We start from the raw sequence: 22,315 nt of genomic DNA on the forward strand, positions 1-22,315 counted from the left end.
TTACTTATTTTCCCTACCTATAGGAAAGCTAGAATCTATTAAAAAATTCTTTTTTTCTGTGAACTTCCCCATCTTTCAATAAATAGAATTCCCAATAGCAAAAAGATAATCAGGCAAGGAAGTAAGACCATTCCCATGCTCCAATTTAGATCGACATTATCAATCTGCTTAGGTAATCTTCCAGATAAAATCTCCACTGAACGCAAGGAAGTAAAGGGAATCAGATGTGCAATCCTTTGAAGAGGCTGAATTGTTTGGATGCCAAACAATAAGCCAACAATCCCAATGAGTGAAAGAAAGAGGACAGGCATTTTTTGCTTGAAAAAGTAAGCAATCAAGTACACAACTTCCACAATGACGATAAAGGCTAAGAAAGCTAAGAGCAAGCCAGGAAATAATACATCTTGTATTTTCCCAATAGTTACTTCTTGATTCACTAAGCTATAAATTGGGTAGGGATAATCTAACTGTCCAAAACCACTTATCAGACTTCCCACTAGAAAAGAAAAGCCACAGATTCCGATAAACAGCACAGTTACATATCCCACTCCAACTCCAAGAGAGGATATTGCAAATGTCACTTTTGAAACAGGATATAAGTGAGCTGTGTCCAGATGATTTTGATATCTTTCTGCAAATAGTTGTGTTAGCATAAAAATAATCGCAACCACAAACAAGCTTGGGATGATAACCTCTAAAATCCAGACAATCTGATCAATCCCGTGGGTCGGAAACTCCAAAGTATGTGCTTTTATGTTCAAGGGATACAGGGCTTGGTAAATCTTCCGTTCGCGGTCAACCCCCATTTTTAAGCCAGAGCTAGCAGTCGGGTCATTTGATACAAATTCATAATTCTTCTCTTCATCTTTCCACTGCAGATAGTAGGCTTCTTTCCAGCGCCCTTCTTTTAGTAAAGTTAGAATTTCTGTCTTTCGCGTCAAAAGATTTTTTTGCACGTCTAAATTATTTTTAGCAAACTGGTATTCCTCCGAGCTGGTATCAGACATTTGGGAGAGTTTCTCTTCATTTTCATTGATAGCCCTCTCGTTGGCTGCAATGCGACTTTCCAACCTGCTCTCCAAGCTGTGTGAGTTTGCAGTCTGACTATTTAAATAAAAGGTAACACCGAGTACAGATACAAATAAAGTTAAGATAATCCAGTTTAAACGACTTTTGAAAACTTTTTTCAATAAAAATAGACTAACATCTTTCATAAACTAAACCTCTTCTATCTGCCCCTGATGAATGGTTACTACTCTATCGCAGATATCAACCAACTCTTCCTTATAGTGGGAACTTAAAAGAACCAGCTGTTCTTGTCTATCGATTTGTGCTAGCCTATCAAAAAACTTCTGTCGATAATACTCGTCTAAGCCATTTGTAATCTCATCCATGAGCCAGCATTTGGCCTGACTGAGAAAATACATAGCAATCACCAAGCGTTGCTTCATCCCTAAGGAATACTTGCGGATGGGAAGACTGATATAGTCAGCCATTTCCCAGTAGGCGATTTCATCTCTCAAGTTTAGGTCTGACTTCCAGATGTTTTTTATGAGACGAAGGTAGTCCATCCCACTTAAGTTTCCATCCAGCCATTCAACGCTCTCATAATAAAACAAAGAAGGAGGAACTGCGATGTGTCCACTACTAAGGGGAAGCAACTTGCTCATAGCTCGGAATAGTGTCGTCTTTCCCGAGCCATTGATAGCAAGAAGGCCATAAATCCTACCCTTTTTAAAGGTAAAATCCGCATCTTGCAAGATGACTTGTCGCGTTTTTAAGGTAACATGAGTAAGATTTAACATATCCAGCCCTCCTTTTCTCACTCTTTAAGGATTAATAACCTCCAGTATAGTAGTTTATGACCTCATAACGAGCGTAGTTCCAGCCTCCGCCAACTTTATACTCAGAATAGCTGTAATAACGAGACCATTCCGGAATCCAAGCATACTGATGGTCGTGATAGTTGGTACTATATTCCAAAACCGTATTCCAATCATACTTGTAACTTTTAGTGACTGTCACAGCAGATACACTGGACTGAAGAAGACCAATAGATTATAAACTAACTAACTAAAACAACTTTTGCTGATTTTTAATGATTTTATATCCTCAATATTGAATGCGTTTTCATTATACCGTTTTTATCATTATTATGCAACAAATTTTTAGTTTATTTCACTAATCTACAACATTTATCCTTCCTATCGAACACTTTCGATTTTCCAACTATCCAACCCCTTAAAACGTATAGCTCCTTGCTGGTCAGTTCGATAAACTTTGCTATTGATACCTTCCAGTCGTGTCAATGTTTCCTGATGGGGGAGTTTCATTCGATTGCTCTTTCCAACTGAGATAAGAGTAAGCTCTGGTTTGAGTTTTTCTAGAAAGGCTGGACTTGATGATTTTTTATTGCCATGTTGGCTAGCTTTCAAAACATTTACTTTCAAGTCTGGATAGTGCTTCAGCAAGTCCTTCTCTCCTTTCTCCTCCAAATTTCCCGTGAAGAGAAATTACTTATCCAAGAATTTCCCATACAGAACTAGGGTATCATCGTGTCCTCCATCTCCCATTTTCCTTGGAGATAGAACTTCTAACTGACTTCCAAAAATGGGCAAGTTCTCCCCTACTATCATACTACGCACCTTTGTTTGAGTCGCCTGTAGTTCTGCCACAAATTCCTTCTGTTTCAGACTGTCTTTTGATACTAGAATCTCCCCTACATGGAAAGCCTTGGTCATCTCTGACAAATCTCCAACATGCTCCTTGTCCGTGTTAGTCAAAATTAGCTGGTCAATCTTAGCTACTCCTCGACTTTTGAGATAGGGTATCAAGCTTCGCTGGGCATTGCTGGTCGTCATCTTTTCTTGCCATTTTTTGATTTTCTTATAAGATTCTGCCTTACCACCTACATCTATGAGAATGGTTTTCCCAGTTACATCCCGTAGGAAAATACTTTCTCCTTGCCCCACATCCAGCATGGTGATTTCATTTTCCAGTGGATGCTTGGTCAGGAGAAAGAGCCCTGTAATCAATAAGCACAATACCGTTAGCTTTTTAATGTTTTTCCTCAAATCATAGACCAAAGCCAAAGAAATTAACAATAGGATTAAAAGCCATTCATTGGGTTGTCCAAAGACAAGCGGTCTACTTGCCACCTGCGAGACCAAGCGAATAATGCCCTCTAACCATTCAAAGATAAAGTTCAGCTGAATGACTGGATAGAGAAAGGAAAGGACAAATAAGATAGACAAGAGCGGTAAGAAGACCAAGTCAAAAAGAAAGGAAAAGACAAAGGTCAAAAGGATAGACCAAGGTTGAAATTCCGCAAAATAGAAGGATAGAATGGGCAATATGCCCAAGGAGATGACTAGACTTTCACTAGTAACAGCCTTGAGCCCCTCCCCTTCTTTGCTGGTCATGGTCAGGATAAAAGCATAAGCACAGGACAAGACTCCTCCTGCTGTCAAGAAAAAGTTTGGCATGACAATAAAGAGGACAAGCACCGTCAAGGCAAAATTATCCAAGCCCTTAACCCCATGTTGAGCCAGTAGCTTTTGCAAGAGACTGCGAATAACCGATGCTGAAAATCCAGTTAGTCCCGCATAGATAAGGGAAAAGGGATAAGTCAGCCACTTCAACTTTTCTTGTGTCAAGCCCAATCGTAAAAGTAGTTTCTTAAATCCGTCCATGAAAAACCCTACCTGCATACCTGACAAGGCAAAAAGGTGAATAATTCCTAAACTGGAATAAAGCTCATTCATCTCCTCAAAATCGGTGTCCAGATGTCCTAGCAAGAGTCCTGTCATGTAATTGCGCATAGGGTCTGGGAAGTGCATCTTAATCCAAACCACAGCCTTTCGACGTAAACTGGACAGGTTTTCACCTATATCCCAACTGCCAACCTTTTGGAGTGACTGGATTCTTTTAATATTGAGTGTCTGGTAAATTCCCTGAGTCTTCAGATAGCCTTGGTAGTCAAAGCCACCAAAATTTCTCTGCCCTTCTGGCTCCGAAAGCTTCCCTTCTAGTCCTATCTCATGAAGGTCAGTTAAAGCTTGAAAGGCTTCTTTCTCCTCCTCGGACTGGAGTTTATAATAGACTTGGAAAGCACGACCATCAGACTTACCACGAAAGGACAGACTGTCACCGTTAACCTTAATAGTGTCTGGTAAAATCCGTACCCTTTCAACAGAATCCACCAAATTTTGACTCACTTGACTCTGTTGCCAAGTTTGAAACAGAAACCAGAAGCCAAAGACTCCACAAATCACTAGAACTTTACCTGCTGATTTCCAAGGAAATTGGATAAAGAGGCAGACTAGCAGAAAAACAAAACCCAACAAAGCAAAATAGGATACTGAGAAAATGGCGTAGTAAAGCCATAGTAACAGAAAACTCAGGTAAATTAGGGGAATAGAGAAATTCTTAATCCACTGTAACATAGTCTTTAAGTTTTTCTATGGTCTTGGCACCAATGCCAGAGACCTTCTTGAGCTCGTCTACTGACTTGAACTTGCCATTTGCCTCACGATGGTCAATAATGTCCTGAGCTCGTTTTCCTCCCAGTCCCTTGACCTGCTTGAGTTCTTCCAGACTGGCCTTGTTGAGATTGACCTTCTTTTCCTTGCTTGTTGAAGAAGCTGTCCCCGAACCAGTCTGTTGACTAACTGCTTCTTCTCCCTTAGTAGGAACGTAAACCAGAGCCTCATCACTAACTTTCTGAGCTAGATTGAGCGACTTGCTGTCTGCTTGCTCTGTCAAGCCACCAGCCTTCTGAACAGCATCATTGACTCGACTACCTACAGGCAAGTCATAAATCCCTGGCGATTTGACAGCACCTTTGACATCTACTGTGATTAGATCTTGTTCAACTGGTTCTTCCTTCTCTTCCTTGTTCACTTCCTTTCCGGTCGATGAGTCCTTGGAAACAGCTGCAACTTCAGCCTGCAAATTCGTCTCTTTGACAGATGTTTGTGGAGCTGGCTTTAGCAGGAAAAATCCGCCTACAAGCAAGCCCAGACCAGTACAGATGACGATGATTTTATACTCTTTGATTTTCTCGATAATTGCTTCCATATTTTCTCCTCTCTTAGATTATTCGTAAGAGGAAGAAAAAACAGTCGAAAAATTTCTTTTCAACTGCTTATTTATTTGCAAAATAGTCTTCCTTGGTCAAGACATAATGAACTCTTGTCACGATTCGGCCTTTTTCATGCTGGTCCATACAAGCATATGGTTCTGCATGGGAAAAACGCATGCCTGATTTCTCCATGACCTTTCCTGACGCGGGATTAGCCTTATCGTGAAGGGCAGTCAACTTATTCATCCCTATCTTCTCAAAAGCTAGCTCAATCACAGCACGATTGGCTTCTGTCGTTAATCCTTGATTCCAATACTTTTTATTGATAATGTAGCCAATAGCTGCCTTCTTAAGAACAGGATCAATCTTGTGTAAGTCAATAGTTCCGATAAACTTGCCGTTATCTTTTAATTCAATCCCCCAACGTCCCAAGGGATTAGCCAAGTAGAACTGAGCAATGTTATTCTTGGTTTCTTCCAAGCTTTGATTGGTTGGAAAAGTGTAACGTGTATTACCCTTGTCCGAGGCATAGTCAAACATTGCTTCCGCATCATCCAAAGTTACAGGTCTAAGCAATAAACGCTCCGTTTCTATAGACGGATACTGGGCAAATTTCACAAATATTGATTCCATACTTTTCCCTCCATTAGAGCTTGATTTTCACTAGTCTAGCATAAAAAAATTTGGATGACAAGTTTTTCTTGATTTTTGAAGCGGTTTCATATACAATGAAACCGTCACATTTTTGATTTATGAACTGGAATGTGACAACCAAAACAAGACCGTCAATTGAAAGGTAGGTTATCTCAATGTTAATCGGAATCCCAAAAGAAATTAAAAATAACGAAAACCGTGTCGCCCTCACACCTGCAGGTGTTCATAGCTTAGTTAGTCGTGGTCATCGTGTCCTTATCGAAACAAATGCTGGTCTCGGTTCTGGCTTTACTGATGCTGACTATCAAAAGCAAGGAGCTGAGATTGTCGCTACTGCTGGTGAAGCTTGGGCAGCAGAGTTGGTTGTGAAAGTAAAAGAACCTTTAAGTTCTGAATACGGTTACTTGCGCGACGATCTTCTTCTCTTCACCTACTTGCACATGGCCGCTGCTCCAGAATTAGCAGATGCTATGTTAGCAGCAAAAACAACAGGAATTGCCTATGAAACTGTTCGTGACAATCAAGGACAACTACCGCTCCTCGTTCCTATGAGTGAGGTTGCAGGTCGTATGGCTGTTCAAATCGGAGCTCACTTCCTTACTAAGCAAGCTGGTGGCTCTGGTGTTCTACTTGGTGGTGTACCAGGTGTTCCAAAAGGAAAAGTAACTATCATCGGTGATGGTGTCGTCGGTACACATGCTGCCCGCATCGCCCTTGGTCTTGGTGCTCAAGTGACTATTTTAGATATTAGTGCCAAGCGTCTCTCAGTTCTAGAAGAAGTCTTTGGAAGTCAAATTCAAACTATTATATCTAATTCATTCAACATTGAAGCAAGTGTGAGAGATGCTGATGTGGTGATTGGAGCCATTCTCATCCCTGGTGCAAAAGCACCGGAATTGGTGACAGATGAGATGGTCAAACAAATGCGTCCAGGCTCTGTATCGTTGACGTTGCTGTTGACCAAGGTGGCGTTATCGAAACAGCTGACCGTGTGACAACGCACGATGAACCCGTCTATGAAAAACACGGTGTTCTCCACTATGCCGTTGCCAATATCCCTGGTGCGGTTGCCCGCACTTCAACCATCGCCCTAACCAATGTCACTCTTCCTTATATCGAAGCTTTGGCTGGCAAAGGATTCGCACAAGCAATCTCTGAAGATGAAGGCTTGCGTCAAGGTGTGACCACTTATCAAGGTTACTTGACTAGCCTACCAGTTGCTCAAGGACTTAATCGTGACTACACTGATATCAATGATTTAGTATAAATTTTGAAAAGAAAAGGGTGACTTCGCAAGTCCTACCCACTGTGCTTTGTGTCATCAGCTATTACATCGTTGGTTTATTGTACTGTATACTTTGCAACTGGAGACTTTCGTTCCAGACTCAATTGTGCATAAGAAACTCTAAATTGAATAAAGTCAACAGAGTTTCGCCCAACCACTTCGTCTTGTAATGACAATTATATAAACCAAAGGAAGCTGAGCTCTTTAGTCCCAGCTTCTTTTTATATATAAAATTTTACCCGTGCAAAGACAGGGCCTTAGCAGACTTCTTTTTTACTTCGTTCACCCTTGCTTTTTCTTTTTAGGTTTGGGCGTTGGCAGTTGGTTATACATAGCTAAAATCAGGTCTTATAGAAACATCTTATTATCAAGTTCTTCCACTCAAATCATTTCTTTGGCACCTTTGTATGGAAACTCAAAAGAAGATTGGTCAATCTTATCTAAGACTGCTTGCACGGGTTTAACTAAAAAGCGATCGTCATAAATGCCGCCAATAATCTTGCCGCGGAAGTAAAGAATATACTCCCCAATCATGGAACGGTAAGTCACATCATCTAATCCTGATAATTGTTCCAAAACAAATTCCAAATAGTTCTTACTTGATGCCATTTCTAATCTTCTAGGCTCTGTTCAGCGATAACAACCGTATAGAGTTCTTGCTTAACCTCGCATCCAATTGATTTAAAGCCCTGCTTTTCCCAAAAATGCTGAGATTGCGGATTTCCCTTAACATAAGCCAAACGTGCCTTTCGAAAGTTCTTAGCAAAATAAGCTAGTGCTTCTGTCACAATATGACTACCAATCCCTTTCCTCTGATAGGCTTGATCAACCATAAACAAACCAATAAAAACAGTCTCCTCATCAGGATATGCATAGACAAAATCCATAACAGCCACAAGGTCAGATCCATTCCAAAATCCAACAAAAAACTTATCAGCCTTAGCTTTACCTTCAGGTAGACAAAGCATGTCCTCTTTTACAGTTGCAAAATTTGGCTCTGGTGGACAATGCTGAAAATACAGAGGATTACTTTCATATAAAGATAAAATACTTGGAATATCCTTTTCAGTTAGTATCCTACAACTGTAATACTTAGATAGTTGGTCAATCATCTTTTCAAATTCCTACTTTCTTGCGCCCTGTGATTATGACACAGGAAGATGCACTGATCGTCATCAGCCACATAAAAGTTCTTTCCATCGTGCCTAATCGTTGTCTCAAACCTTTAGCCTATACAACTGGATTTTCCTCTCTCAAAAGTATATTCTTTTGCAGGCGAACTTCCTCAAAATCAGTCGTGTGCAACTTCAGTAGAATATTCATAGGCTCGGATAATCTGAGCGACAACTGGATGGCGAACCACATCCTTGGCTGAAAAATGAACAAAGTCAATCTGATGGATGTTCTTGAGTTTCTCTTGAGCATCAATCAAACCGGACTTGACATTACGTGGCAGGTCAATCTGACTGATATCTCCATTGACAATCATCTTAGAATGAAAGCCTAAACGCGTCAAGAACATCTTCATCTGCATGATGGTCGTGTTTTGCGCCTCATCGAGAATGACAAAGGCATCATCCAAGGTCCGGCCACGCATATAGGCAAGGGGCGCAATTTCGATAATTTCACGCTCCATGAGACGAGTCGTTTGGTCTTTCCCAAGAATTTGATACAAGGCATCGTAAACAGGACGAAGGTAAGGATCCACCTTCTCCTTAAGATCACCCGGAAGAAATCCAAGACTCTCTCCCGCTTCCACCGCTGGACGAGTTAGGATAATTCGCTTGACTTGCCCACGTTTAAGGGCAGTCACTGCCAAGGTCACTGCAAGGAAGGTCTTCCCTGTACCTGCTGGCCCAATTCCAAAGGTCACATCATGCTGTTTGACACTGTCCACATAAAGTTTTTGACCTAAGGTTTTGACGCGGATAGGCTTCCCAGTATTATCCTTGATGATTTCTTCTTCGTAAAGGGCGACAAACTTGTCAATTTCATCATTTTTGACCATACTAATAGCCGTCACTACATCTGGCGTACCAACGGTCATCCCACGATTTACCAAGGCCATGAGAGCTTGAATAACCTGACGGGCTTCCTCGCAAGCAGACTCTTCTCCCAAAACCTGGACAATCTCCGTACGAGCATGAATCACAACATCAAGCTCTTCTTCCATCAAACGAAGATGGCGTTCATTGGAACCAAAAAGATGAAACAGGTCATCTGGATGACTCAGTTGAATGTCTATTGAATGTTCCTTCAAATAAAGAACCTCTCTAATCCTTTTATTTCTTTTTATTATAGCAGAGGGATGGAGAAATTACTAGCCCAAACCCAATGAATAAATGCTAGTGTTCTAGATATTCCTGCCAAATGCTGTCAAAATCTCCTAGGTTAAAAGAGAAACTGGCATGCTCCTCCAAAAAGCGACTGACCTCATCAAAATCATCTGTATGTTTTGGAAAAGCTGCCTCTTCAAAAGCGAGGTCTGCCAAAATTGCTTTGGGATTGTTACTTTTAGGATTGCGCTCGGTCATGAGCCAAGTGTAAAATGATTTTCTCATAAGCCTCCCTAAATCAACTCTGTACCAAACTGGTCCTGCTTGATTTTACCAGCCTTCATAAGACCACCTAAAGCTTTCTTGAACTGACCTTTAGAAATGCCAAAGGTTGCCTTGATGTCGTCTGGAGATGACTTGTCATTTAAGGTCATGAAACCGCCATTGCTTTCCAAATAAGTCAAAATCATCTGAGCATCGTTTTCCAACATTTCAAAGGAGCGTGGTTTGAGGGAGAGGTTCAAAGTGCGGTCCACTTCACGGAAACCAATAACGCGCGCATCTAATACTTGCCCCAAACGTGGCTCTGCGTAACGCTCGCTAGGATGAATAAAACCAAGCATATTATTTTCTGGTAGGTAAACAAAAGTTCCTGATAGCTTGAGACGGTAAACAATGGCTGGCCAGTTTTGGTTCTGCATGTTGTTGTAGGCAGGACGAGCAAGACGTTGGAAGTCTTCTTGATAAGCCAAGAGACCCCAGATACGGTCTTTCTTATCCACTTCAAGACGGATGTAGAGTTGGTCGCCCTTCTTAGGCCAGAGTTCCTTGAGCTCAGGGAGAATATCGAGTGACACAACGATTTCCTTGTCAGGAAGGCCTGTATCCACAAAGACACCCAAGTCCTTACGAACCTCTGTGACACGTCCCCAACCAAATTGGTCCTGAGTGGCAGTCACTTCTAAGCTTGTCAGGCGGAGTTTTTGCTTCATATCCGTGTATGCAAAACCTTTGACCGTATCCCCTACTGTATGTTGGCCTTCTTCCTTAGCAAGAGCATAGGTTTGACCATCCTTTTGCACAAAGTAAAAACGGTCGTTTTCATCGATGATCAGTCCAACGATAAAACTTGCAAGATTTGTATTCATATTTCCTTCTTTCGAATAAAACTCAGCCAGCAATGCCAACTGAGTTTTTCTGTTTATTTTTAGACTTCCAAAAGTTCTTTCTCTTTGTTGGCAGTCATATCGTCGATGTGTTTAACAGCATCGTCTGTTACTTTTTGAATGTCTTTTTCAAGAGTCTTCAATTCGTCTTCAGTGATTTCTTTTGCTTTTTCTTGTTTCTTAGCTTCGTCCATAGCATCGCGACGGATATTGCGGACAGCCACTTTAGCATTTTCGCCGACCTTCTTCACTTCTTTAGCAAGGTCACGACGAGTCTCTTCTGTAAGAGCTGGGACAACCAAGCGAATCACAGAACCGTCATTAGCTGGTGTGATACCAAGATCAGAAGCGTTCAAGGCACGTTCGATGTCTTTCAATGAAGACTTGTCAAATGGTGTTACCAACAAAACACGCGCTTCTGGAATCGTAATTGAAGCGATTTGGTTAAGAGGAGTTTCAACTCCATAGTATTCTACATGTATACGGTCAAGCAAGCTTGCATTGGCACGACCAGCACGGATACCACCAAATTCACGAGCAAGTGATTGGTGAGACTGGGTCATTCTCTCTTTAGCTTTTTCAATAATTGCGTTAGCCATATTCTTTCTTATTCCTTTTCTTCGATATTATTTGAAACTGTTGTTCCGATATTTTCACCAAATACGACACGTTTGATGTTGCCTGATTGGTTCATGTTGAAGACAACCAAGTCAATGTCGTTGTCCATTGAGAGGGTTGAAGCTGTTGAGTCCATGATACGAAGACCTTTATTGATAACGTCACGGTGGGTCAATTCTTCAAACTTAACAGCTGTCTTATCTTTCTTAGGATCGGCATTGTAAACACCATCGACACCATTTTTAGCCATGAGGATGGCATCCGCTTCGATTTCAGCTGCACGAAGGGCCGCTGTTGTATCTGTCGAGAAGTATGGTGAACCAATTCCAGCACCAAAGATAACGATACGGCCTTTTTCAAGGTGACGAAGGGCACGTCCACGGACATAAGGCTCTGCCACTTGTTGCATAGCAATAGCTGTTTGTACACGCGTATCAACCCCAACTTGTTGCAATGAATCTGCCATCACAAGAGCATTCATAACAGTCCCAAGCATTCCAGTGTAATCTGCCTGAACACGGTCCATACCTGCTTCTGCTGCAGGTTCTCCACGCCAGAGATTTCCTCCACCAATAACAAGGGCAATTTCGATACCTAAGCTATGAACTTCTTGAATCTCTTTTGCGATTGTTTGAACTGTTTGGATATCAATCCCTACGCCACGTTCACCGGCAAGGGCTTCACCTGATAACTTGATTAAAATACGTTTATACTTGGGATTCGCCATTTTCACTCTCCTTCTTTCATCCTACCTATTTTATCACAATTTCTAAGATTTTTATAGTATCATGAACAATTCTTTCAAAAAAATTAGACAGTCAAAAATTCCTCTAAGTCGGCAAGGGCACGCTCTGCAATTTTTTCATAACGAGCCTTCTTATCACGGATACGCTCGCCTTCCAACTCCTTGATGATCCCAAAATTGACATTCATTGGTTGGAAATGTTTGCTGTCGGCATGGGTAATGTAATGAGCTAAGCTTCCAATCGCTGTCGTCTCGGGGAAAATAACCTCGCTTTCTTCCTTGAAGAGACGAGCTGCGTTAATTCCCGCAACTAAGCCCGAAGCCGCCGACTCAACATAGCCTTCCACCCCCGTCATCTGACCAGCAAAGAAGAGATTTGGTTGTTTCTTGGAACGGTAAGTCTGCTCAAGAAGATTTGGTGAATCCATGTAAGAATTGCGATGCATGACACCATAACGGACAAACTCCGCATTTTCAAGACCCGGAATCATTTGGAAGACACGCTTTTGTTCTCCCCATTTGAGGTGGGTCTGGAAACCAACAATATTGTATAGGCTACCAGCTGCATTATCCTGACGAAGTTGCACAACCGCATAAGGTGTTTTAAATTCTCCATCACGAGGTCCTGTGTAGTCGTCCGGATACTCAAGACCGACTGGCTTCATAGGGCCATAAAGCATAGTTTTAATGCCACGTTTGGCCATAACTTCGATTGGCATACATCCTTCAAAGTACTTTTCTTTTTCAAAAGAATTGAGCGGTGCTTCTTCCGCATTGACCAAGGCTTCATGGAAATCCATAAACTCTTGCTTGGTCATTGGAGCATTGAGATAGGCTGCTTCTCCCTTATCATAACGAGATTTGAGATAGACCTTACTCATATCGATAGTGTTGACATCGATAATAGGCGCTGCTGCATCGTAGAAATAGAAGCCATCGCCATTATTAAGGGCATGAATCTTTTCAGCCAGGGCATCGCTAGTCAAGGGACCAGTCGCCACAACTGTAATAACATCTGTTGGCAATTCTGTAATTTCATCACGCACCACTTCAATCAAGGGGTGGTTGACCACTTTTTCGGTCACCATTTGAGAGAAACCATCACGATCCACCGCAAGGGCTCCACCGGCAGGAACACGTGTAGCCTCAGCAGATTCCAAGATAACAGAACCCAAGCGACGCATTTCTTCCTTGAGAAGACCAACTGCATTTGTCAAAGCATCCCCACGCAAAGAATTGGAACAAACCAACTCAGCAAAATTGTCTGTTTTATGCTGGGGTGTAGACTTGACACCACGCATTTCATATAGTTTAACTGGAATACCACGCTCTGCGATTTGGTAAGCTGCTTCAGAACCTGCCAAACCAGCACCGATAACATTGATATAAGATTGAGACACGACACTAATACCTCTTTGGGAGTGTGAAGTTAAGATTCACATTGAAAAAGCCAATCAGACTTACAAGCTTTCGAGTTTCTTGGCTCAGGCTGAAAAAGTCCATTGGACTTACTTCGCTCTCGAATTTCTTGGCTCAGGCTGAAAAAGTCCCCCGGACTTTCCTCGCTCTCGAATTTCTTGGCTCAAGCTGAAAAAGTCCCCCGGACTTTTTCACTCCCACAAATCTTTCTATTTTTTTCTTCTACTAGTATAACAAAAAAAGGGAAGAAGGCAAACTTCCCTGTTTAGTCATTTTCTTGATGTAAAGAGATAGAGAGTATTCCAGTTAAGAATCAATTATATGCTACTCTATAAAATCTTTTCCACATAACGGATCGATAGGGACTGTTATTCTATCTCTTGCTATAACCGTATTATCTAAAACAGCATAACATTCAACATAGTGCTCTCCTTTAAACTGAGAATCTTCGTGATGTTTTATTTTACCTGAAAAAATAGCACCACGCTCACAATTTCTTCTAATCGCCTCAGCTCCAATATTTCTTACTTTCCAATAGACTTCCTGCGAAACAAAATATGGTATAGTAGTTCTATGAATTATGAAGCAAGTAAACAACTAACTGATGCACGATTTAAGCGTCTTGTTGGTGTTCAGCGCACGACTTTTGAAGAGATATTAGCTGTATTAAAAACAGCTTATCAACTTAAACACGCAAAAGGTGGACGAAAACCTAAATTAAGCCTAGAAGACCTTCTTATGGCCACTCTTCAATATGTGCGAGAATATCGCACTTATGAATAAATTGCGGCTGATTTTGGTATCCACGAAAGCAACTTACTCCGTCGGAGCCAATGGGTTGAAGTAACTCTTGTTCAAAGGTGGTGTTACGATTTCAAGAACTCCTCTCAGTTCTGAGGACACGGTAATGATTGATGCGACGGAAGTACAAATCAATCGCCCTAAGAAAACAATTAGCGAATCATTCTGGTAAAAAGAAATTTCACGCTATGAAGGCTCAAGCGATTGTCACAAGTCAAGGGAGAATTGTTTCTTTGGATATCGCTGTGAACTATAGTCATGATATGAAGTTGTTCAAAATGAGTTGTAGAAATATCGGACAAGCTGGTAAAATCTTGGCCGACAGTGGTTATCAAGGGCTCATGAAGATATATCCTCAAGCACAAACTCCACGTAAATCCAGCAAACTCAAGCCGCTAACAGCTGAAGATAAAGCCTGTAACCATGCGCTATCTAAGGAGAGAAGCAAGGTTGAGAACATCTTTGCCAAAGTAAAAACGTTTAAAATGTTTTCAACAACCTATCGAAATCATCGTAAACGCTTCGGATTACGAATGAATTTGATTGCTGGTATTATCAATCATGAACTAGGATTCTAGTTTTGCAGGAAGTCTAATGTAATTCTCAAGCTGTGAGTTCATTATGATTTGTAAATCCGATATATCTTCAGCAGCTAAAAACACATTTTGAAATGTTCCAAGTCCGTTTTCACCAAAACTATATTCTCTCTTACTATACTTACTCTTATTATTCTCTATATAGTTAGAGTCAAGGTTCTTAACCTCTTGAAGTTCATTTTCTTTACTTCTGAGGTTAAAATCTTTTACTTCTGAAGTTAAGTTTTTTGACTTCTGTAAGTCATTTTCTTTTACCTGAAATATACTCATAAAGTCTTTAACATAAATGATGTTCGGCTTACCAAGTCCAAGCCTTACTCTTTCGATCAGTCCTATTCCTTTTTTTACATCAAGCTCATCTAATGTTTTTATGGCAGTTGGCTTTGAGATATTTCTTCTTTTCATAATTTCTTCGACAGTAAAATAGATAAATACTCTGCCTTCCTTGTCTATCCAGTTATTCTTAAATGACATTCCTGTCTGTTTAAGAAGTATGGAATAAAGGATAATTGCTTCTGCTGATAAGCCCCGAAATTCTTCTCTATCAACTAATATCTCCGGTACTTTTAAGAAGTTAAATCTTTCCGCTTCTCTGTTATAAAAATATTCAAAGTCCATGCAAGATCACCTCCCTTCTTAAAAATTTGCAAAGAAAAAGACGATAGTTTTTCTTCTATCGCCTTTGGTAACCATTTTTATGAAATTTTTTAAAGTTAAAAATATAATTTATAATACTATCTTCTTCCATTTTCTGATTTTAGTTCTGAAAGTTCCAAAAGGTGCAACCGTATTTACATGAATAAACTTATACACTTCCCAAGTCGCTGTTTTAGTCGCTTCATCAGCCCACTTTCTCATATGCGGTTCAAATAATTCTTCCTCACTCAACGAATCAATCATTGCAGAGATAGAATTAATATTTTCATTTAATTTTGCTTTCAACTCTTGCAGAGATAAATGAGCGTAGGTATCTGTGAACCACTGATATAATTCACCAAGTTGATTCCATTTAAATTTATCCGATGGTGTTTTTACTTGAAGCCCCTTTCTTTCATCTTCTTCCCATTTAAGAACCAAGTTGGTCCAACCAACCTGATAAGCAAGGTTTTCTGCTGGAGTTCTGTCAACTTCATCAGCTCTCTTATCTTTTAAATTTTCTGGAATATTATCAAATTCTAAAATATATTTCTCAAATGTTTTCTCTATCTCAGCTTTTAGTTCTTCTTTATTTTCGTATGTTCGCAAAAAATCACCTTCTTTCTGATTTATCAATCCTTTGATTTAAAATGACCTTATTTTTCTATTTATACCTTCTAAGAACGCTATAACTGCTGCTCCAACCATCGGTATTCCGTATGGGCTTAATAAAAAACTTAATACCAAAGCTTCTATACCAAGTGATACATCTTTATATTACCATCACTAATTAAGTTAAACAGAAACAGACAGAATTATTACATTCTGTCTCCCTTTATTGTTTTTCTTCCCAATCGTGGTAGGCAGCGTAGAGTTGACTCTTATTCCACTGGTAAATCTTAGCTACTTCCTTAATAGCTTGATTTTTCTTCATGCCTTGCTGGATACGGGCTTGGATTTCTAAGAACAAGTCCTCCTCGTCTTTTTCCTCCACATCCTGACTGGCACCTTCAACAATAAGAAGGCATTCGCCCTTGAGTGGCGTTTCAGCGATGCTTTCCAGCAATTCAGAAATGGTACCTCTTTGGTATTCTTCATAGATTTTAGTCAATTCCCTGACCAAGACTACCGAGCGGTCACCGTAGACTTCTAGCATATTTTCCAATGTATCTGCCACACGATGGGACGATTCATAAAAAATCTGAGTTTCAGGATAGTCTTTTTTCGAGTCGAAAAATTGCTTTTGCTGACCTGATTTTCTCGGTAAAAAGCCGTAAAAGATATGTGGCTGCGGCGCTAAACCACTGGCAATCAAGGCAGAAATTCCTGCAGAGGCACCTGGAACAGTCACAACTGCAATTTCTTCCTCAATAGCTGCCTTAACCAAATCATGACCAGGGTCTGAAATGCTAGGCAAACCGGCATCAGAGACCTGAGCAATACTTTGCCCTGCTTTCAAGAAACCAATCAAATCAGGAATTTTTTCCTTGGCATTGTGCTCATGAAAACTGATCTGCTTGGTGGAAATGTCAAAATGCTTGAGCAAAAGACCTGTATTGCGCGTATCCTCAGCAGCAATCCAGTCCACTTCTTTCAAGGTCTGGATAGCGCGAAAAGTCATATCATCTAGATTGCCAATCGGCGTTGCCACTAGATACAGCTTGCCATAGGGAGACTGCCCCTTAAAACTTTTTTGAATTTGCATGCCTACTCCCTGTATAACAACTCATCACAGAACATACATTCTTCGTCCTGCTCTCGACGTTGTCCATAAAAATCATTACATACGTGAAATCCATCACGGTAAATACGACGGACACTTTCGCGAACATGCTTGGCCTTGACGGGAGCGTCTGCTTCCACCTCACCCAAGCGTTCTCGCAACTTACTATTTTCCAAGCGAAGAGCTGTATTTTCCTCTACCAGGCTCTTGAGATTTTTCTTGATGGCTTCCACATCGGCCAAGGTTACCAATAATTGTTGGGAAAAATCATCCAGCGCGTCAAATAATTCTTTTTTGTCCATAAAACAGCTCTTTCCTTTCTTTATCATTCATTTTTGAGTTTATATTTCTTTCAAGACCAGATATTCCATGGCATTTTGAAAGCTGACATTAGCTTGCCACATTTTTCTAGCTTCTAGTAAATCTTGTAGAATCACTCTTACTCTTACCTGCAAGAGGTCCTGCCCACAGAGAACTTCAAGAATCCGTAAAACCTGATCCTGTTTTTCCTTATCATCTGCCAAGTTGGCTAATTTGGCAACCTGTAGATAACTTTCTTTTTTCTTAGCTACTAACCAAGTCAGCAGGCGTTCACTTTCATCGACCAAGGTCCAAAAACTTGCCTGATTAGCCAACTTTTCTGCTTCAGCTCGCGATTGACTAAACTTAGCTAAAAGAGTCGCTTTTTTCTTAACAAGTCCCATTTGTTCTAAGAGTAAGATAAGTTTTTCTTCTTGCTTTTTAAAGTGGAAGATCTGGGTCCGACTTCGGATTGTCGGTAACATCTTTTCCTCATCGCTAGTCAAGAAGAAAATATAAACTTCACTCTGGGGTTCTTCGATGACCTTGAGCAGAGAATTGGCTGCGTTGGGATGCATTTTATCCGCTTGCTCGATGATAAAGACCTGTTGCTGGCTTTCAATCCCTGCTTGAGAAAACTGTCCCACCAATTCCCTAATGCGTTCTGTCTTGATGACCTGATTGACTGGCTTAATCAAGGTGACATCGGGAAATTCTCCCTGTTCAATCAGCTTGCAACTTCGGCATTTCTCACATGGTAAGACGCCAACTTTATCCGTACAAAAGAGGCTCTTAGCTAAAAATTGCGCTATTTCCAAGCTTCCAAAGAAACCTGAAAAGAGATAGGCGTGATTGAGCTGGTCTTGTTCTAAGATACGGACAAAACGGTCAAACTGAGCTGGTTGCCAAGCCTTTAGTTGATCTTGTTTCATTTGGCCAAGCCCATTCCGTCAAACAAGACAGCCTTGGTAGTTTCCACAACTTGCTCCAAAGGGAGACTAGCATCAATCTTGACAATGCGATTTCCCTCTTTATCCAGAAGAGAAAGGTAGCCTTGACGAACTTTTTTATGCAAGTCCAACCCTTCCAAATCCAAACGATTAACCTCGCGGTCACTATTAGCAGCAATACGAGCCAGCCCTTCTTCCACCTCGATGTCAAAATAGAGTGTCAAATCGGGTTTGAGGCCATCTGTCGCAAACTGATTGAGCCAGTCAATGGCTTCAATATCTAAGCCACGACCAAATCCCTGATAGGCAACAGAACTATCGATAAAACGATCCATGATGACCAACTTGCCAGCTTCAAGGGCTGGAAGAACTTTTTCCACCAAATGCTGTCTGCGACTGGCAATATAGAGAAGTAGCTCTGTTTTAGCATCCATCTGAGTATGACTTGGATCCAAAATCACTTCCCGAATCTTCTCCCCAATCAAGACTCCGCCAGGTTCACGGGTCGTCAGCACCTTTACTCCTTTTTCCTCTAAAATTGGTAGCAGAGCCTCTAAAACACTGGTCTTGCCTGCTCCCTCTGGTCCCTCAAGAGAGACTAAAAATCCTTTTGACATGTCTAACTCATTTCTTTTTTACTACTTCTATTCTATCAAAAAAATAGGGGTTTGTGACAATCTTTTTGTCTTCTCATTTCATACTCAATGAAAATCAAAGAGCAAACTAGGAAGCTAGCCGCAGGCTGTACTTGAGTACGGCAAGGTGAAGCTGACGCAGTTTGAATTTGATTTTCGAAGAGTATCAACCACCATAAAAGAGGCAGATAAAACTACCTCTTATTTACCTAGTTCTTGTGTTCGTTTATAGGCTTGATGAACTGCATCCATGACCGTTCCTCGAAAAGCATGCGCTTCTAGGCTTGCTACGCCAGCAATAGTCGAACCGCCTGGACTACAAACTTGATCTTTCAAAACTCCAGGATGTTGCTGGCTTTCTAGGACCAATTGCCCAGCTCCTACCACAGTTTGGGCTGCCATTTTCAAGGCTGTTTCTCGTGGTAATCCCGTCTGAACACCTGCATCTGCCAAGGCCTCAATAAAGAGATAGACAAAGGCTGGTCCACAACCTGCAAGACCTGTCGCTGCATTGATTAAGCTTTCTCCTAATTCAACCAAGAGACCAGCCTTGGCTAAAAGCTGACAAAAGAGCTCACTGTCCTCAGCCCTGCAATTAGGAGACAAGGCATAACTAATCACTCCTTGCCCGATAGAAGCAGGGGTATTAGGCATCATACGAATAATTCGGTGTTGGCTTGGGATAAGACTTGCTAGTTTTTCTAAGGTCAATCCAGCTGCCATCGAAATCAAAAGAAGACTTTCTCTTTTTTCAAGGATGGTCTGGTATTGAGAAAGCAGTTCAGAAAACTGAGCAGGCTTAACACCTAGAAAAATCACATCTGCTTCTTCGAATATTTCTTCATTGTTAGAAGTCTGACCACCGAAGTTAGCGATGAAAGCATCCACCTTGACTTGACTACGATTGGCAAGGAGAATCTCATCTGACGGTCTAGCCTGCAAGACAGACTTGGCTAAACTAGCACCCATATTCCCCAAACCGATAAATCCAATCTTCATCCCTTACTCCCTTATCTGTCCATCACCAGTGACCACATACTTGTAGCTAGTCAATTCCTTCAAGCCCATGGGACCACGCGCGTGCAATTTCTGAGTAGAAATCCCCATTTCACAACCAAGACCAAATTGTCCTCCATCTGTGAAACGAGTTGAGGCATTAACATACACCGCTGCAGAGTCCACTTGATCTGTAAAGTATGCTGCAGCTTCAGCATTTTCCGTCACAATAGCATCCGAATGATGAGTGCTGTGGGATTCAATGTGCGAAACCGCTTCTTCTAAACTGCTCACAACCTTAACAGCAAGGACATAGTCTAAAAACTCGGTGTCAAAGTCTTGGGTCTCAGCTGCTTGACCTGAAACAAACTGGCTTGCTTTGCTATCCAAGCGGAATTGAATTGGTTCCAGTCCAGCTTCCTTACGCTCTGCAACCAGCATTTGATCCAAGCGAGGAAGGATGCTTGCTGCCTTGTTTTCATGAACCAGCAGAACCTCCATGGCATTACAAACAGAAGGACGACTGGTTTTAGCATTGTTGATGATAGACAGCGCCTTGTCTTCGTCTGCATCCTTATCCACATAGACATGGACAATCCCAGTCCCTGTCTCGATAACAGGTACAATCGCATTCTCAACCACTGCATTGATCAAGCCAGCTCCTCCACGAGGAATGAGAAGGTCTAGATAGCCCTTGGCCTTCATCATAGCATAACTACTTTCACGGCTAGTATCCTCCACCAGTTGAATCACATTTGGATGAATAGTAGTCGTCTCCAAGCCCTTCTTCAAGGCTGTGACAATGGCATGGGTTGTTTGATAGGCATCCTTACCACTACGAAGAACAACCGCATTTCCACTCTTAAGAGTCAAAGCAGCCGCATCAGACGTCACATTTGGACGGCTTTCATAGATAATACCGATGACACCCATAGCTACACGTTTTTTTGTGATAACCAAACCATTTTCAAGCTGACTTGTTTCTAAAACTTCACCGATTGGATCTGGTAAGGCAACCACTTCACGAATTCCTCTTGCCATCGCTTCTATACGATCTGCATCCAAATAAAGACGATCCAACATCACATCTGAGATTTTCCCCTTAGCCGCTGCCATATCGAGGGCATTAGCCGCTAAAATTTCCTCAGTAGCAGCCACTAAGTGATCAGCCATGGCTAGCAAGGCTTGGTTTTTCACTTCTTCACTAGCTGTGTTAATCGATTTTTTAACAGCCTGTACCTGTTCAAATTGTTCTTGTCTACTCACCATAGTTTACCTCTAAAATTCTGTAAAAAGTAGTTGGATTTCAGGAGTAATGGAAATCCAGTCGTCACGGTAAATCAAGACACCCTTGGCTTTTTGAGAACGCAACATATCCTCCAAAGCAGATGCTCCAAATTGCACGCGTCCTTTTCCAAGTGATTTTCCACTTTCCTTGTCAAATACTGTCACGATATCACCGTAAGAAAAGGCTCCTTCTGCTTCAACGATACCAGATAAGAGAAGACTCTTTCCATGTTGAGAGAGAGCTTCCGCAGCCCCTTTATCAACCCAAATAGAACCTTGACTCTGAGCATAGAAGGCAAGCCATTGTTTCTGGGTACGAAGCCCCTTCTCTTGAGCAACAAAGTAAGAACCATCCTCGGTCTCCTCTGCCGCCTCAATCATGGAATCTGATTTCAAGGATGAGCAAATATAAACAGGAACTCCTGATTCCGTCGCGATAGTTGCAGCCTTGATTTTGGTTAACATACCCCCAGTTCCGTTTGACGAACCTGCTCCACCAGCCATATCAATAATCTCACGATTGATGGTCTCGATTCTCTCCAAGCGTTTGGCTCTTGGATCTGAATTAGGATTTCCAGTATAGAGACCGTCCACATCTGTCAAGAAAACTAAAAGGTCTGCTTGGACCATCGCCGCTACTTGAGCACTTAGAGTGTCATTGTCCCCAACCTTGAGCTCATCAATAACGACACTATCATTCTCATTGATGATAGGAATTGCCCCACGGTTGAGCAAAACCGACAAAGCCTGATGGGCATTTTTATAACGACGCTTATCCACAAAGTCATCTTGGGTCAGCAAGATTTGTGCAGAAACGATTTGACGCAAGAGAAGATTGGTCGTATATTCTTCCAACAAAAGTCCCTGCCCTACCGCTGCTGAAGCCTGTTTATCAGCAATTTTAGTCGGACGCTTTTTAAATCCTAAGGCTCCAAAACCAGCCGCAATGGCACCTGAAGACACCAAAATCAACTCATGACCAGCCTCGTGCAGCATAGCCAACTGCTGGGTAATATCCTTTACCTTACTACGTGATAAACTTCCATCCTCATTTGTCAGAGAAGAAGTACCCACCTTAAAGACAATCCGTTTGTATTTCATAGTCTCACTCCGATTATTCATATTTATCCATTATAACATGAATA

General features: G+C 41.4%; 22 protein-coding genes and 5 pseudogenes. 2 read left to right on the forward strand and 25 right to left on the reverse strand.

Going from position 1 to position 22,315, the window contains the following annotated elements; all coding sequences use genetic code 11:
• Positions 1-38 precede the first annotated feature (38 nt).
• The 6 genes and pseudogenes from AT689_RS09030 to AT689_RS09055 form a co-directional block, all read right to left on the reverse strand.
• Entirely contained in the window at positions 39-1,214 is a 1,176-nt protein-coding gene (locus AT689_RS09030) for an ABC transporter permease (protein WP_000655959.1), read from the reverse strand.
• Positions 1,215-1,217: 3 nt separating this feature from the next.
• The gene (locus AT689_RS09035; RefSeq protein WP_000933542.1) at positions 1,218-1,805 is read right to left on the reverse strand and encodes an ABC transporter ATP-binding protein; all 588 of its coding nucleotides are present in this window, start codon (positions 1,803-1,805) and stop codon (positions 1,218-1,220) included.
• A 31-nt stretch (positions 1,806-1,836) separates the two neighbouring features.
• Positions 1,837-2,025 (reverse strand): hypothetical protein, encoded by a 189-nt coding sequence (locus AT689_RS09040; protein WP_010976492.1) that lies wholly within the window; start codon positions 2,023-2,025, stop codon positions 1,837-1,839.
• A gap of 179 nt (positions 2,026-2,204) precedes the next feature.
• Positions 2,205-4,445, reverse strand: a pseudogene (locus AT689_RS09045) (DNA internalization-related competence protein ComEC/Rec2).
• Entirely contained in the window at positions 4,429-5,079 is a 651-nt protein-coding gene (locus AT689_RS09050; protein WP_000387352.1) for a helix-hairpin-helix domain-containing protein, read from the reverse strand. The pseudogene AT689_RS09045 and the gene AT689_RS09050 overlap by 17 nt, the downstream one beginning before the upstream one ends.
• Before the next feature lie 67 nt (positions 5,080-5,146).
• Positions 5,147-5,716, reverse strand: a complete 570-nt coding sequence (locus AT689_RS09055; protein ID WP_000443745.1) for a GNAT family N-acetyltransferase — start codon at positions 5,714-5,716, stop codon at positions 5,147-5,149.
• A gap of 176 nt (positions 5,717-5,892) precedes the next feature.
• Between AT689_RS09055 and ald the strand changes: the two are divergent.
• Positions 5,893-7,004, forward strand: a pseudogene (ald, locus tag AT689_RS12005) (alanine dehydrogenase).
• A 300-nt stretch (positions 7,005-7,304) separates the two neighbouring features.
• On the opposite strand, the pseudogene AT689_RS09070 reads toward ald, so the two are convergent.
• The 9 genes and pseudogenes from AT689_RS09070 to AT689_RS09110 form a co-directional block, all read right to left on the reverse strand.
• Positions 7,305-7,631, reverse strand: a pseudogene (locus AT689_RS09070) (TfoX/Sxy family protein).
• Between the two features lie 2 nt (positions 7,632-7,633).
• The gene (locus AT689_RS09075; protein WP_000566988.1) at positions 7,634-8,134 is read right to left on the reverse strand and encodes a GNAT family N-acetyltransferase; all 501 of its coding nucleotides are present in this window, start codon (positions 8,132-8,134) and stop codon (positions 7,634-7,636) included.
• A gap of 179 nt (positions 8,135-8,313) precedes the next feature.
• Positions 8,314-9,282, reverse strand: coding sequence for a PhoH family protein (locus AT689_RS09080; RefSeq protein WP_000658181.1), 969 nt, complete (start codon positions 9,280-9,282; stop codon positions 8,314-8,316).
• Positions 9,283-9,367: 85 nt separating this feature from the next.
• Positions 9,368-9,583 carry a YozE family protein gene (locus AT689_RS09085; RefSeq protein ID WP_001232078.1) on the reverse strand — a complete coding sequence of 72 codons (216 nt, stop codon included), beginning with the start codon at positions 9,581-9,583 and terminating at the stop codon, positions 9,368-9,370.
• An 8-nt stretch (positions 9,584-9,591) separates the two neighbouring features.
• Positions 9,592-10,446, reverse strand: coding sequence for an RNA-binding virulence regulatory protein CvfB (gene cvfB, locus AT689_RS09090; RefSeq protein ID WP_001095433.1), 855 nt, complete (start codon positions 10,444-10,446; stop codon positions 9,592-9,594).
• Between the two features lie 59 nt (positions 10,447-10,505).
• Positions 10,506-11,063: a ribosome recycling factor gene (frr, locus tag AT689_RS09095; protein ID WP_001262221.1), complete on the reverse strand. Its 558-nt coding sequence runs from the start codon at positions 11,061-11,063 to the stop codon at positions 10,506-10,508.
• An 8-nt stretch (positions 11,064-11,071) separates the two neighbouring features.
• Positions 11,072-11,809: a UMP kinase gene (gene pyrH / locus AT689_RS09100; RefSeq protein WP_000002997.1), complete on the reverse strand. Its 738-nt coding sequence runs from the start codon at positions 11,807-11,809 to the stop codon at positions 11,072-11,074.
• Positions 11,810-11,892: 83 nt separating this feature from the next.
• Positions 11,893-13,227, reverse strand: coding sequence for a methylenetetrahydrofolate--tRNA-(uracil(54)-C(5))-methyltransferase (FADH(2)-oxidizing) TrmFO (gene trmFO, locus AT689_RS09105; protein ID WP_000083731.1), 1,335 nt, complete (start codon positions 13,225-13,227; stop codon positions 11,893-11,895).
• Between the two features lie 343 nt (positions 13,228-13,570).
• Complete coding sequence (locus tag AT689_RS09110; RefSeq protein WP_001844690.1) at positions 13,571-13,843, reverse strand: nucleotide-binding domain-containing protein; 273 nt, start codon at positions 13,841-13,843, stop codon at positions 13,571-13,573.
• On the opposite strand from AT689_RS09110, the pseudogene AT689_RS12010 reads away from it, so the two are divergent.
• A pseudogene (locus AT689_RS12010) lies at positions 13,820-14,625 on the forward strand (IS5 family transposase). The gene AT689_RS09110 and the pseudogene AT689_RS12010 sit on opposite strands and share 24 nt — an antisense overlap.
• Here the strand turns inward: AT689_RS12010 and AT689_RS09125 are convergent.
• The 10 genes and pseudogenes from AT689_RS09125 to proB all read right to left on the reverse strand — a co-directional run bounded on the left by AT689_RS09125 (position 14,614) and on the right by proB (position 22,271).
• Positions 14,614-15,261, reverse strand: a complete 648-nt coding sequence (locus AT689_RS09125) for a replication initiator protein A (protein WP_000345254.1) — start codon at positions 15,259-15,261, stop codon at positions 14,614-14,616. The pseudogene AT689_RS12010 and the gene AT689_RS09125 overlap by 12 nt on opposite strands.
• A 108-nt stretch (positions 15,262-15,369) precedes the next feature.
• A complete protein-coding gene (locus AT689_RS09130) occupies positions 15,370-15,888 on the reverse strand; it encodes a ClbS/DfsB family four-helix bundle protein (protein WP_001261452.1) in 519 nt (172 codons plus the stop codon).
• A 36-nt stretch (positions 15,889-15,924) separates the two neighbouring features.
• A pseudogene (locus AT689_RS13105) lies at positions 15,925-16,053 on the reverse strand (CD1845 family protein); the annotation flags it as partial.
• A 61-nt stretch (positions 16,054-16,114) separates the two neighbouring features.
• Positions 16,115-16,984 (reverse strand): 16S rRNA (cytidine(1402)-2'-O)-methyltransferase, encoded by an 870-nt coding sequence (rsmI, locus tag AT689_RS09135; RefSeq protein ID WP_001166878.1) that lies wholly within the window; start codon positions 16,982-16,984, stop codon positions 16,115-16,117.
• A 2-nt stretch (positions 16,985-16,986) separates the two neighbouring features.
• Positions 16,987-17,304, reverse strand: a complete 318-nt coding sequence (yabA, locus tag AT689_RS09140) for a DNA replication initiation control protein YabA (RefSeq protein WP_000358228.1) — start codon at positions 17,302-17,304, stop codon at positions 16,987-16,989.
• 39 nt (positions 17,305-17,343) lie between these two features.
• The gene (locus tag AT689_RS09145) at positions 17,344-18,234 is read right to left on the reverse strand and encodes a DNA polymerase III subunit delta' (protein ID WP_000806708.1); all 891 of its coding nucleotides are present in this window, start codon (positions 18,232-18,234) and stop codon (positions 17,344-17,346) included.
• Complete coding sequence (gene tmk / locus AT689_RS09150) at positions 18,231-18,869, reverse strand: dTMP kinase (RefSeq protein ID WP_000033388.1); 639 nt, start codon at positions 18,867-18,869, stop codon at positions 18,231-18,233. The genes AT689_RS09145 and tmk overlap by 4 nt, the downstream gene beginning before the upstream one ends.
• A gap of 219 nt (positions 18,870-19,088) precedes the next feature.
• Entirely contained in the window at positions 19,089-19,886 is a 798-nt protein-coding gene (gene proC / locus AT689_RS09155) for a pyrroline-5-carboxylate reductase (RefSeq protein ID WP_000689700.1), read from the reverse strand.
• Between the two features lie 3 nt (positions 19,887-19,889).
• Positions 19,890-21,152, reverse strand: a complete 1,263-nt coding sequence (locus AT689_RS09160; RefSeq protein ID WP_000254688.1) for a glutamate-5-semialdehyde dehydrogenase — start codon at positions 21,150-21,152, stop codon at positions 19,890-19,892.
• A gap of 9 nt (positions 21,153-21,161) precedes the next feature.
• Positions 21,162-22,271 (reverse strand): glutamate 5-kinase, encoded by a 1,110-nt coding sequence (proB, locus tag AT689_RS09165; RefSeq protein WP_000875741.1) that lies wholly within the window; start codon positions 22,269-22,271, stop codon positions 21,162-21,164.
• Positions 22,272-22,315: the final 44 nt, after the last annotated feature.

The organism is Streptococcus pneumoniae, from assembly GCF_001457635.1.
Taxonomy (GTDB): domain Bacteria; phylum Bacillota; class Bacilli; order Lactobacillales; family Streptococcaceae; genus Streptococcus; species Streptococcus pneumoniae.